Raw genomic sequence first — 12,900 nt, forward strand, 5'->3', positions numbered from 1 at the left:
CTACAAAAATTTGAGAAATTGTCCAGCGCGGTGTTGCTGGTCCGGTCCGGCCCGCGCCGGGCTTTGCGCAAGCTGGTCGCAGGCATCGATGAAGGAAAACAGCGTCGGCTCGTCCAGTTGACGCCGCATGAGCCAGGCCCCCACCGCCGCCTTGCTCAGGAGCTGCTTGTTCTTTTGCCACGCGCGCAGCAGGCCGCGCGCAGCCGGAGAAGGCTGGCGGGCAGCATCGCCGGCGCAGGCGGCGAGGGCATGGGCGAGCAGCGCGCGCGGGTCCTGTGTGTCCTCCGGCGCCAGGCTGGCCTTCTGCAGGCGCTGCAGGAAAGCCGTATGCTCGAGCGGTGCCGCCGGGGCGGGCGCAGGGGCCGGCCGCGCCGCCGCCGCCAAGGCGGCCAGCGCATCGAGGCGCTTGACCTGCGAGCGCGGCGCGTTCAGGTGGGCGAGCGCGCTGTGCGCCTGGGCAGGGTCGTCGGCCAGGGCGTAGGCCAGCGCTTCGATGCGGACGGCGGTGCGTTCGCGGTAGAACACCGGCTGTAGCGCGTCGGCCAGGCGTTCGAGCAGCGCCGCCGCCGGATCGCCGGGCGTGGCCGCGTGCGCCGCGTAGCGCAACTGGACCAGCGGCATGGACAGGTTAACGTAGCCACTGTCGGCATCGCCATGCACGAGCGCCACCTCGTCGTCTTGTTCCAGGCCGTCGCGGTACTGTTCATAAACCCAGCCGATGCCTTCCATACCGAAGCCGTCCAGTTCCGCCGCCCGCAGCGCGCCCATGCTGGCGGCGCCGATCACGCGTACGCCGCGCGCCAGCGCCAGCAGAATCTCCTTGTGCCAGATCGCGGGAACCTGCTCGAACACGCCGTCGACGATGACGATCGTACCGAAGCACTCCTGCAGCGCACGGGCGACGTCGCCGAAGCGTACCGGCGGGCGGAAGGCGATGTCCGGGAAGGCGGCCCTGGCCTCGGCCAGCGGCAGGCTCGGTCCGATGAAGGCGACCACCGGGGCGTTCATGCCGCCCTCCGGTTCTGGCAGTAATACACCTGGTCCATGCCGAGCTGCTGCATCCCCGGCACCAGCGCGCGTACCACAGCGAATGGCGCGTCGTGCCGCCCCAGGTCGCGCCAGTACACGGGTTGGCCGAAGTCGCGCTCGATGGCCGCCGCGACGGCATCCGCAGCGGTGTCTTCCGCCGCGTCCGCGAATGCGTCGAGCGGCGCGCTGTGCTCGTGCCGTACCCACATCGCGCGTGCGAACGCGGCGTCGCGGCAGCGTTCGAACTCTTCAGGGAACAGGTCGTCGCGCGCGCCGCTGATCATGGTGAGTCGGCTTTGGACGGTTTCCAGCACGGCAGCCTGCAGCGCCGCGCGCGGATCCGGGCTGCAGCCGAACCCGGAGAACGCGCCGACGTCGCGAGCGGCACGTGCATCCGGCGACCCAAGCAGCATGACAGCATGGCAATGCAGGCCGGCGCCGGCGGGGATGTCCCAGGCCAGCAGCACCTGGCCGGCCGCGGCGCAGCGCTCCAGCAGCGGGGCGAGGGGCGCGGCGGCTGCGGCTGTGACCCGGCGGGCCGCGCCCTGGAAGGCGGGGCCCTGCATCCAGCGCTGGACCGCGTTGCGTTCGACGACCTCGCACAAGGCATGCAGCAGTGCCGCGTCGCGGGTCTGCCCGGCCGCGAGGCCGTTCGAGCTGCGCATGAACACCGGGGGCGAATCGATGTCGTAGCAGAAATCGGTGCTCAGGCAATCGAGCGGCACCCATGCCGCGGGTCCGCCCAGCAGGCGCTCGACCTCGACGAACTGGGTCGGCACCGCTTCCAGCGGCAGGCGGGTCGGCCGGTGGGCGAATGCGTACAGGTCGGCCAGCGCCAGGCCATCCGCCCGAGCCCGCGCCGCCGTGCCATGATAGATCGGGCCGTCGATGCGTTCGGCGTGCCAGGTCTCGATGCTCTCCATGACGGCCGAGATCCGGGCCTGGGCGGCGCTCAGGCCCTTGCCCTGGCTGACCGACAGCGCGCGCGAGGCCGGACGGATCGCAACGCAGGTTGGCAGCCCGAGGTCGTCGAGGCCCGTGATGTCGGCCACGCGGGTGATGCCGAAGGTCCGGCACCACGGCTGGAGCCGGGCCCAGAACGCTTCCGGAGCGGACGGCGAAAGGACGGTATTCATGGTCAGCTCCATTCGTGGCGCACCGGGCTGCGTTCGAACACACGCACGGTAAGCCAGAGCAGGGCCGGGGAGGCCGCCGCCAGCAGCAGCGGCAGTACCGGCAGGACGGCGGGCAGGCCGGGCAGGTGCGCTGCGATGCGGCTCCAATTGACGGCCAGGTTGATGCCCACGACCAGCAAAGGAAACGGCAGCCAGATCGCGCGCGACGAATTGAACAGAATGGCGCAGCTCAGGTAGAAGCTGCTGCTGAACAGTTGCAGCAGCACGAAGGTAACGATGTTGTCGACATCCGGCATGTCGCTATCCTCGCGCGCCAGGCAGTACAGCAGCACGCTGCCCCAGACGACCAGGAAATTGGTCAGGGACAGCAGCCAGGTGGCGGCGAATTTTGCGACCACGATCTCGCGACGGGTAACAGGCAGGCTCAACAGGAAGGCCATCCCGGTCGCGCCGTCTTCCGACGCCACCATGCGGAAGCTGAGCACGAAACCCGCGATGAAGCTGATGCCGAACGCGAGCGTCAGCAGCACCTGCGGATTCAGGTTGTCGATCTGGGCGCCCAGCGAGAGTACCAGGCCCAGTTCGCAGGCCATCACGAACAGCAATTCGCCGGCGTGGTGGCGCAGGTCTTTCTTCAACAGGATCGAGTTCATGCTGCGCGCTCCAGCGGCTGGCGGCCCATGTCGAAGGCACCGGCGGCGATCTTCCAGCGACGGCGGGCGGCGGCGGTCAGGGGATCGTCGTCGTGGCTGCAAATGACGAGCGCATCGCGTTCGGCCAGGCGGCCCAGGAAGAAGTTGCCGATCACTTCCTTGGCGTCGGCGTCGACAGGGGCGAGCAGTTCGTCCAGCAGGAAGATACGGGCGCCGCTGCAGGCTGCCAGCAGGAAGTTCAGCTTGGCGTTCATGCCCTGCGACAGGTGCTTGACCTTGACGTCCAGCGGCAGCTTCAGCTGGGCGGCGAGCTCGGCTTCAAGCTGGCGGCGCCAGCCGCGGTAGAACTGGCGCGCAAACGCCAGCACTTCGGCCGCGGTCAGGTGGGCATAGGCGCGGCGCAGACTACCGGCGTAGACGACGTCCTGCTTGTAGGCAATCGGGGCGTCCGCCAGCGTGTGGCCGTAGGCGCTCAATTCGGTATGCCGGGCCATGAAGATCCCCGCCAGGCTCTTGAGGAGCGTCGATTTGCCGGCGCCATTCGCGCCCTGCAGCCAGACCGACTCGCCGGGCGCAAGGCGCAGCGCGTCCACATGCAGGCTGAAGCCGGGCAGGCTCAGGTCGAGATTGTTTGCTATCAACACGATGTTGCTCCAGTCAGGAATGGTTCGGTACCAGGTATTTCTGCTTGATCGTCCGTAGGTAGGCGACCAGCGACAGCGCCAGCATCGCAGCGACGAGGGCCAGCAGCCCCATGGCGAGCAGCGGATGCAGGCTGCCCAGCAGCTTGAGCAGCACGCGCCGCGACTGGTCGACGAAGAAGGCGATGACGGCGACCGAGAAGCCGGAAAACAGCCAGTAAATCGCGCCGTTGCGTGGCCTGAAGTTCAGGCGCATGGCCCGGCGTACGACCGGCAGCCGCGACATCACGTAGGCCGTAGAGCGCTGGCGCAGGTTGGGTTCGCCGAGCAGGTCGCTCAACACCCAGTAGCCGTCCAGGCGCAGCGTCGGAATGGCGTTCAGGACCATGCGCGTGAGCAGGATGATGAAGAAGATGAAGGCGGCCTGGCTCACGTAGGAATAGGGATCGGCCCAGATCAGTACCTGCGCGGTGGCGATCGCCAGGTAGCTTTCCACATACAGCCCGGCGAGCGCGATCTCGATGCGCTGCAGCTTTCGCGGCAGCATCCAGGCCTCGGAGACATTCACATACACCCCGATTTGCAGGAAGTACAGGACCACCTGGAACTCCCGTACCCGCGCACCGTGGCGCCGGCAGGCATAGGCATGCCCGAGCTCGTGCATCAGCGACGACACGATCAGCAGCGCGTACACCAGGATCCAGTTGGGAAAGTGGGTAAAGGCAGCGAACTGCGGCCAGGCGAACACGTTTTCCTGGACGCACTGGTAGCTGGTGACGACCAGCGCCAGCACCCACAGGACCAACGCGGGCCTGCCGAAGAAAGGCCGGTATAGCACCGACACCAAATCGAGCACCCGGTTCGGGTCGCACTGGAACAGGCGCAGCAGCAGGATGTTGCCGCGGGCGGAGGCCGGTGCCGCTGCAGGCGCGCCGTCGGCGGTTTGCAGCAGTCCGGCGCCGGCGGCCTGGCGCAGCATACCCAGCGCCGCGCCGCGCTGGGCCGGCGGCAGGGCGGCGACGAAGGCGCCGGCCGTGCCGGGTCCCTCGATCCGCTGCAGCAGTTGCAGTGCCGCCAGCGGCAGCCGGAAATGGCGCCCGTCCGGACGCTGCAGGATCGCGAGCGGCTTGCCGTCCTGTTCCTGGGTCGCGATGGTCAGTGACGGCGACAGCGGCGCGATCGGGAAATCGGCCGGCGCGGCGTAAGATTCGTGGTTCATGTCAGGCGAAAGGATGTGGATGCGGGTTGAGATCGGCAAGCGTGTTCGGCGTGCGCAGGTAGCCCAGGCGCACCGGTACCTCGTAGATGCGGCGGTGCCCCAGGCTCGGATAGCGGTGGTCGGCGGTCAGAGGCACCAGGTCGGGCACCAGGACCTTGCGCACCTTGACCCCGAGGCTGGCCACGTCGCCAGGCGCCAGGTCGACGGCGACGGCTTCGCCGACGAAGGGGCGCAGGCGGCGCAGCGCATCGAGCAGGTGAGCCCGAGCATCCGCGCCGGCCAGGCCGTCGCGTTCGCCGCGCATCGCCACCTGCGTGGCGCTGTCCAGGAAGCGCAGGTGCGGGCGCAACGCGGGCGAGGTGTAGGCGAGGTCGCGCTGCTCCAGGTTGGTGAAGTCACCATGCGCCTCCTTGGGTTGCCACACGGCGCGGTCGTTCTGGTCGAGGTGGTAGCGTATGCGTTCGGCGCTGGATGCCGCCTCATGGAAGGCCTTCACCGCGGCGGCGGCATGGTCCGGCTTGGCCGACAGGCCCAGCGTGGTGCATGCCTGCCCGTAGATATGCTGGTGCATGACCGCCATGACGGTCGGGATGCCGTGATCCATGGTCAGGTCGATCAGCGCGCAGGTGGCGCCGCTGCGCCCGATCCGCGCGGCGATCAGCGCCAGCGCCGCGCTGTCCGCCGGCAGGCGCAGCTGCGGCATGGACAGGCGGTTCAGCCACATGATCATGAAGGCGTCCCGTTCAACCGTTTCCAGCAGGCCGCTCAGCAGAGCTTCGTCGCGGGTCCAGCCGGCCGCCATGCCGGTCGACGTCGACAGGCCGAGGTTGTCGGCGCGCGATGCGGGCCGGTAGGGCACGTACACCATGGCCGCCGGCACGAAGCGCCGCTCCAGGTCGAACAGCGAGGTGCCGCCGAGCCAGAACACTTCGCTGTCGCCATCCAGCCGTGCGAACGGGAAGCCGGGCTGCGCGTACTGCCACGGAGCAAAGATCGGAAACCGTTCGCTGTGCAGAAACTGCGCCGACGTCGGCTTCGACCAGATCAGGCGCTCGTGGTCGATATGGGCGCCGGAATAGCGTTCGAGCCCTTCGAAGATCGATTTCACGATCGCATCGCGTTCGTTCAGCCCGAGCGCGCCCGCGGTCTGGATGTTGTGGCCATGCGGCAGACGGGCGTAGTCGGGTGTCATGTTGATGCAGTTGAAGAAGCCGGCCGAACGCGCCTGGCCGGGCAGGAACAGCAGGCTCTTGATCAACCCGGTGCGCGGCGACAGCACGCGCTCGGCGAGGGCGGCAATGTCGCGCATCAGATCGTCGCCGGCAGGGACCGCAGCTGGCCGGCCGGGGCCGGACGGCCACCGACGAGGAAGCCCAGCAGCACGGGTTCGTCGAGCGGGTTGACGTCCAGTACCTTGGCCATGCGGTCGTCGAACAGGCCGCCGAGGGCGCAGGCGCCGAGGTCGAGCGCCGTCGCGTTCAGGTACAGGTTTTGCAACAGGGTGCCGGCATCATGCATGAGGAAGCGGTAGCCGCGCTGCCGGTACTTCGACAGAGTGCGCTTCCAGACGCCGGTCAGCACGAACAGGACCGAGGCGTTCTTCAGCAGGTCGTGGTAGGTCGTGCACTCGAACAGTTCGTCCAGCATGTCGCCGGTGCGCAGGCGCTGCAAGGCGTGCTGGGGCACGTTGTAATGGTACACGCCGCGTTCGAGTCCCTCGACGTTCAGCACGATCGGATAGATCTCCATCGGGTACAGGCCGCCGGACGAGGCGGCCGGGCGCCCGAAGCCGCCGTCCTCGAAGCGGCCCTTCCAGGGTTGCGGACGGGTCGCGCCGTAGGAATGCAGCAGCAGCGCGCTCAATGCCTCCAGGCGCAGGGTGTCGGGCCGGAAGCTGGTGGCATAGGTGCTGAGCGACGCGCGCCGCTTCAAGGCGTCGGCCAGCGTCATGTCGCCCAGGGATGCCTGCTTGTCGAGCGGGATCGACAGGGCGGCCGGGTAATTCTTCCAGGCGCGCTGCATCATCGCGAGGATGTTCGGATCGGACTTGATCTCGCCGACCCGGCGGCCTATCTCGCGCGTCGAATTCGGCGACAGTTTGGTGTGTTCGTGGAAGGTTTCGACGATCTCGTTATCGTCCTTCTGGAAGATGTCGATGAACGAGTACGAAACGTAATCAATGTCTTTCTTTAGCATATCGAACTCCGTGCAGGCCCCTGGCTAGGGAAATGGATGGGGAATGCTGTTGAACGAACCTTCCGGCAGCGCTTTTCTCGACAGCTTGCGGGGAACCTGTTCCAGCCTAGGGCAGCCGAGCGTAGGCAGCCCATGGGTGGCGTACAGCGTGGACAGCCCGGGAATGAAGACCTTGGGCACTACGAAACCGAGGTCGCGAATCTCGCTGGTGGTCAGGTCGACGGCGCAGGCCTCGTAGCCGGCCGCCTCGACCGCACGCACGCACGCGGCCAGGTCCTGCGCTGCGCTGCCATGGCAGCCGGCGTCGAAATCGGGTGTGATGCTCAGCGTGGTGTCGAGCAGGAAGCCGGCATGGGCGCGCATTTCCGGTTCACAGTACAGCCGCACGTGGTCCTCGAAGTCCCTGACGTTCATGAAGTCGGGATCGGGCCGCCAGTCGGCGCGCCGCTGCATCAGCGAATTGGCCCAGGTCAGCGTCTGCGACGCTTCCAGCCACGCCTTGATCACGGCCTGCCGGTAATTCGGCCGCGTCGACGCGCCGACGCACAGGTAGGGACCGCGCGCGCTGGTGCCCTCGATCACGCACAGTACCGTCGGGATCGCGATGTCCAGGGTCAGGTCGAACAGGTGGAACTCGATGCCGCGGCATTTGAAGTAGCGTTCGTACAGCGCGGCCAACTGGGCGTCGTGCCGCCATTCCAGGCGCGGCACCTCGAGCTGCTTGAGCCAGGTGATGATGAAGGCGTCGCGTTCGACGACTTCGCACAGCCCGCTCAACAGGGCAGCGTCCGGATCGGTGTGGCAGGCCTGGCCGCTCGACACCGAATACGCGAGCAGGTCGTTCGGGCGTTCCGGGCTGGTGTGCGCGACGTATGGGATGAAGGACAGACACGCCGGGACGTATCGCGTTTCTTCCTGCCCCAGGACCTTGGCGCCGACCCAGTGGATCGGCAGGTCGGGACTGGCAGCCGCGAACGGATAGTTCGGATGGCTCTGCTGGCGCTGCGAATAGATGGCGAAGGTGTCCATGCCGATAGCCGCCGGGCCCAGCTCGCGCTGGGTCGCGTGGATCAGCTCATCGTGGTCATACACGGCGCAGCAATAGCGTTCGATGCATTCGCCGACCGCGCCCATCGCCGCGTCGTTCCAGGTCAGGCCCGCCGCGCCGGTGTCGCCGATCAGCTCCGAGCGGTTATAGGCGCTGATCGAGCTGACCACGGACGATGCGTTGTGGGTGCGCGGGAAGCCGGACTGGTTCAGGATGCGCTGCACATGGCGTACCAGGGCCAGCGGGCCCTGCACGGTTGCGTTGCTGTGCGCCAGGATCCGGTCCAGGGTGTCGTTCGCGGCCATCATGCCCAGACCCTCTCGGGGACGCGCTCGGCATGCGCGTTGCAATGCGGGCAGCGGGGCACGCGCAGCACGGGATGGCGCTCGGAGGACAGGTCCTCGACGTTCACGGTCAGCAGCTTGCCGGCGCAGATCGGCGTCATGTCAGGCGCCAGCATGCGGACTGCCTCGACGGTGGCATAGTTGGCAGCGATTTCCGCAAATGGCGGCAGCACGCCGAAGTTCTCCACTTCCTTCATCGCATTCACGGTATCGGCGAAGGCCTTGTAGCTGTCGACGTGGCCGACATTGCTCTGGAAGCGGTATTCGTAGCACTTGTAGCAGGCGGTCTCGCTGGGGATGATCGCCGGTCCCATCTGGATCTCCGTGTTGTCGACCACCGCCAGCGGCAGCCACATCACGTTGGCGGCCAGCACTGCCTTGTTCAGCGATTCGTAGGCCGGATTGAAGATCACGGGCTTGCTGCAGGCGCTGATGACGAGATCGCATTCGCGCAGCAGCTGCTGCCATTCGATCACTGACGATGGCGCGGCGCCGACGGCAGTGACGGCCGTCGGCAGGCCAGCGCCGTCCAGCTGCCTGGCGATCACCTCGGCGGGGTGGCGCCCGAGATCGGCGGCCGACAGGTGGCGGCTGCGGGCAATGTCGCACTGGGCTACGGGATCGGCCAGCACCAGGATGCGGCCGGCGGCCACCGACGCCAGATTGAGCGCCAGCGGAATAACGAGCTCGGCGGCGCCATACAGCAGGATGCAGCTCGCATGCATGGCCAGCACAGGCTGCCAGCTGTTCGTGCCGGTATCGCTATATCGGCTGACCGTGCGGCGGAAATGTTTATTCAGTGATTCGAGTTTCGTGGAATCGTAATTTTTAAATTCGAGAGGAATGGGATCGATTTTCTCGATCATATTCCTTTCATTCAATGCCTTGAATACTTGGCGACATTGATCCGCATTATCGAAAGAGGTAATTTGCGAATAGACTTCGGCTTCGCTGTAATTCCCGCCGAGCAGGCCGAGGACTTTCATTACCGCAGTCCGGACGATAGCGCCCTTCAATACGATACTTTTGCCTTCGGTGCGTATTTGCAGACTTTCCTGGGATTGCCATACCAGATGCTGGTCTACAAGTTTAATTTTGCGTTGATCATCCATATATTGGGCAGGTCTTATCAAGAAAGTGTCAAAGAGGGAATCCGCCTGCGAAGAGGATATAAAAAAACCCGCCGAAAACCTTGCGGTTCCCGGCCGGGTCAGTGCCGCATCTATTAATAGATGACGCAGCTGGTCGAGGTGCACTCGCAGGAGCTGCTGGTGGCACAGGCCGCGCTCAGCATCGCAGTGCGGTCCTCGAGTTCTTCGATCATGAAGTCGGCGATTTCGAGTTCGGTGGTGTTGATTTCAGCGACTTCGTTTTTGATTTCCATGTCAAACCTCAAATAAAGAGTGAAAGAAGAAAGAAATGCCGTTCGAATCCGGTTCGACAGCCGGGAATGGCGGGTAATCGGATCCGTTACCGGAAATGATCGGGCGCTGCAGTTGTAACGCCCGTCATTCCAATAAGGGTATTACCGGTTCATTCGTCAGCCGACAGCCCGATAATCGGATGGCGGTTTTAAAACATCACTGTGGAAAACTGAAGCTTTTATTCCCGAGGTGATGATTCATTGTAGATTCGCAAAAAATTTCCTGTCAATTATTTTTGGTCGAAAAGTTTTTGCAACCGCGGCGAAATAAGCAGCGCCATGAGATTTGAAGTGCGATTTCCCATGAGAAATAATCACCATTTATCACGGTTTTTCCCTGTATTTGGGTCCAAATAATAATTCTATTAATATGAAACGAAATACAACTTTGCCGTTTTAATAATCGGTATAAATATTTAATCCGGGAAATAAGAGGAGAAAATTCATTTGCATATTTACTCGCGTCATATGCATGTGTTCCATTCCCACAGGGTTACGCGAGAGACATATTTCCAATTGTCTATATATTGCTTTAAGCAAATAATAGTTGGCACGTGATTGCGCGCCACCGGGCCGGTTTGGCGCGTCTTTAGTGACGTACGTTGCTGGTGAGAATTCACCGCGCATGCGGAAGATTTGATATGGCTTAAACACAACAACGACGCATGCTGTCGTGTGTCAATACGCAACACAATCGCGTAGTAATCGTTGCGTGGCGAGGTGAAGGAGGGAAAAAGAGGACTGCGGCGCCGCCGTGCGGGAAGCGTTACTCTAGTGTAAGTGGCGAGTGGGGAGCAGGATGGGCGAAGGTGAGTGCCCTCTGCAGGCTGGTGAGGAGAGCGCTGTAGGCGCGCGGTGCGCCTGCAGCGTATTTTGATGCTATTTATAGATTGAAGCGGCTTACGACAGCCGCAAGCCGGGCAGGCAGCAGCCCGTAGCCGCCATCAGAAGTCGACCGTCGCCGACACGCTCACCGTGCGCGGCGCGCCCAGCACCAGGTAGCCGTAATTCGAATACCCGCCGGCCGATGCCCAGTAATTGCGGTCGGTGAGGTTGTCGATGCGCGCGCGCAGCGTCACGTCGCGGTCCATGAAGCGGGTCAAGTAACTGGCGCCGATGTCGAGGCGGGTCCAGGACGGCAACTGCTGGCGGTTGGCGGCGTCCGCGTACTGCTTCGAGGTGTACAGGGCGCGCGCATTCAGCGACAGGCCCGGCACCGCGGCGACGTCCCACTCGCCGCCGAGGTTCAGCTGCGTATCCGGCACGCCGATCGCGTCGTTGCCCTGGTTCTCGCCGTCGGCGGTGCGGCGCTGCTTGGCGTCGAGCAGGGTCAGGCCGCCCAATACGCGCACGCCTTTCATCGGCATGCCGAACACCGACAGCTCCAGGCCCTGGTTGCGCTGCTCGCCGAAAATGCCGAACTCGCCGGTCGGGGCGGTCGGCGTCGCCTTCCTGATGCCTGCCAGCGGCTGGTCGGTGCTGAACAGCGCGGCGCTCATGCCCAGCTTGCCGCTGTCGTACTTGACGCCGATTTCCTTCTGGCGCGAGACGTAGGGGTCGAACACCGGATTGCGGCGCAGCTGCTCCGGATCGACGCCGAAGCCCGGCAGCGCCGGGCCCTGCTGCAGCGCCTCGATGTAGTTGGCGTAGAGCGACAGGTTCTTCATCGGCTTGTAGACGATGCCGGCCACCGGCGTGACTTCGCTGCGGTCGTAGCCCGAGCTCTGCGTGCCGCTGTTGTAGTCATAGCCGTAGTTCTTGATGCGCTGGTGGCGCGCGCCGACCGTCAGCAGCACACGCTCGTCGAGGAAGGCCATGGTGTCGGCCACCGCGTAGCTGCCCAGGATCGCCTTGTTCGTCACCAGCGGCGCGTCCATCGAGCCGCCGGTGAAGAAGGTGGGTGCGGGCGCCGGCACGTCGACCGGGCGGTACAGATTGGTGTTCCAGCCGGCGAAGTCGCTGGTGCCGTAGGCATTGCGCGACTTCAGCTCGAAGGCCGAGGCAGTGGCGCTGATCGTGTGCTTGACGCTGCCGGTATGCAGGGTGCCGCGCACGCCGATCTCGCCGGTGCGGATCTGGTCGTAGCGGTAATTGTCGAAGCGGTACATGGTGGCGCCGCCAGAATTATCGACCGTGGTCGGCGAGGCCAGCGCGTTGAATTCGCTGCCGTTGCGGGCGCCGAAGGCGGCCCAGGCCACGACGTTCGGCGCCAGGTCGACTTCGCCGCGCACGCTGCCGAAGGTGTCGCGCTCGTTGGAGCGGGTCCAGGGCTGGGCGAAATTGCTGTCGGCTTCCGGCGCGCGCGGGATGGCGAGCCCGGCGCCGGGCGTGACGCTCGGACGCGGGTTGTCCAGCTTGTGCTCCTGGAAGCCGACGTCGGCCGACAGGCGGTAGCTGTCGCCGCGGTAGTCGAGGCCGACCGAGAACACGTTCAGTTCGCGCGATTCGCGGTCGACCGCGGTGTCGCCGTCGCGGCGCGCGGCGTTGATGCGGATGCCGGCACGGTTGTTGTCGAAGCGGCGTGCCACGTCGATCGCAGCATAGCCCTGGCCGCCGCTCTCGACGCCCACCGTCACCCGGTTCAGGTCGGCGTTGGGTGCGCGTTTCGGCACCAGGTTGACCAGGCCGCCGATGCCGCCGCCGCCCGGCGCCGCACCGTTGATGAAGCTGTTGGCGCCGCGGAAGACTTCGACGCGCTCGAGCAGTTCGGACGCCACGAACTGGCGCGGCAGCAGGCCATACAAACCGTTCCAGGCCATGTCGTCGGAATTCACGGCGAAGCCGCGGATCACATACAGCTCCTGGAAATTGCCGAAGCCGCGCGCCACGCGCACCGACGGGTCGTTCTGTACCACGTCCGCTACGCTGCGCGCCTGCTGTTCCTGGATCAGGGCAGCGGTGTAGTTGGTGGTGTTGAACGGGGTGTCCATGATGTCGACGTTGCCCAGCAGGCCGATGCGGCCGCCGCGTGCCACCTGGCCGCCGGCGTAGGCGGACGGCAGGCCTTGCGCCGAGGCGTCGGCCGAAGCGCTGACGACGACGGTGGCAACGCTGCCGGACGCAGGCGCCTGTGCTTCGGAGGCGGTCGATTGTGCCGACGCGGCACCGGCGGCGAGCAGCAGGGCGCCGAATGCGATCGGGGTGAGGGCTAAGGCAGGGCGAGTCGACTTCTTCATTGCAATTCTTCTTGTTGATGAGAATAATTCTCATT

The 12,900-nt window shown here is 65.1% G+C and carries 11 protein-coding genes; all 11 read right to left on the bottom strand.

The genetic code is table 11. The annotated features are described in order from the left end of the window. A complete protein-coding gene (locus tag FBX97_RS24635) occupies nt 1–1,008 on the bottom strand; it encodes a TfuA-like protein (RefSeq protein ID WP_141837681.1) in 1,008 nt (335 codons plus the stop codon). Further along, nucleotides 1,005–2,165 carry a YcaO-like family protein gene (locus FBX97_RS24640; protein ID WP_185748734.1) on the bottom strand — a complete coding sequence of 387 codons (1,161 nt, stop codon included), beginning with the start codon at nt 2,163–2,165 and terminating at the stop codon, nt 1,005–1,007. The genes FBX97_RS24635 and FBX97_RS24640 overlap by 4 nt, the downstream gene beginning before the upstream one ends. Nucleotides 2,166–2,167: 2 nt before the next feature. Beyond that, on the bottom strand, nt 2,168–2,818 hold the full coding sequence (locus FBX97_RS24645) for an ABC transporter permease (RefSeq protein ID WP_141837685.1): 651 nt from the start codon (nt 2,816–2,818) through the stop codon (nt 2,168–2,170). Then, on the bottom strand, nt 2,815–3,462 hold the full coding sequence (locus tag FBX97_RS24650) for an ATP-binding cassette domain-containing protein (RefSeq protein WP_185748735.1): 648 nt from the start codon (nt 3,460–3,462) through the stop codon (nt 2,815–2,817). Before FBX97_RS24650 ends, FBX97_RS24645 begins: the two co-directional genes overlap by 4 nt. A gap of 13 nt (nt 3,463–3,475) precedes the next feature. Beyond that, nucleotides 3,476–4,678: a site-2 protease family protein gene (locus FBX97_RS24655; protein WP_141837688.1), complete on the bottom strand. Its 1,203-nt coding sequence runs from the start codon at nt 4,676–4,678 to the stop codon at nt 3,476–3,478. Between the two features lies 1 nt (nt 4,679). Beyond that, nucleotides 4,680–5,987, bottom strand: a complete 1,308-nt coding sequence (locus tag FBX97_RS24660; RefSeq protein WP_141837690.1) for a YcaO-like family protein — start codon at nt 5,985–5,987, stop codon at nt 4,680–4,682. Further along, nucleotides 5,987–6,874, bottom strand: a complete 888-nt coding sequence (locus FBX97_RS24665; protein WP_141837692.1) for a SagB/ThcOx family dehydrogenase — start codon at nt 6,872–6,874, stop codon at nt 5,987–5,989. The genes FBX97_RS24660 and FBX97_RS24665 overlap by 1 nt, the downstream gene beginning before the upstream one ends. Before the next feature lie 24 nt (nt 6,875–6,898). Beyond that, complete coding sequence (locus FBX97_RS24670; protein WP_141837694.1) at nt 6,899–8,230, bottom strand: YcaO-like family protein; 1,332 nt, start codon at nt 8,228–8,230, stop codon at nt 6,899–6,901. Then, complete coding sequence (locus tag FBX97_RS24675; RefSeq protein ID WP_185748736.1) at nt 8,227–9,252, bottom strand: TOMM precursor leader peptide-binding protein; 1,026 nt, start codon at nt 9,250–9,252, stop codon at nt 8,227–8,229. The genes FBX97_RS24670 and FBX97_RS24675 overlap by 4 nt, the downstream gene beginning before the upstream one ends. A gap of 239 nt (nt 9,253–9,491) precedes the next feature. After that, entirely contained in the window at nt 9,492–9,650 is a 159-nt protein-coding gene (locus FBX97_RS29740; protein ID WP_185748737.1) for a hypothetical protein, read from the bottom strand. A gap of 983 nt (nt 9,651–10,633) precedes the next feature. After that, nucleotides 10,634–12,865, bottom strand: coding sequence for a TonB-dependent siderophore receptor (locus FBX97_RS24680; RefSeq protein ID WP_141837698.1), 2,232 nt, complete (start codon nt 12,863–12,865; stop codon nt 10,634–10,636). Nucleotides 12,866–12,900 lie beyond the last annotated feature (35 nt).

The sequence above is a fragment of the Herbaspirillum sp. SJZ107 genome, assembly GCF_006715485.1.
GTDB lineage: Bacteria > Pseudomonadota > Gammaproteobacteria > Burkholderiales > Burkholderiaceae_D > Telluria.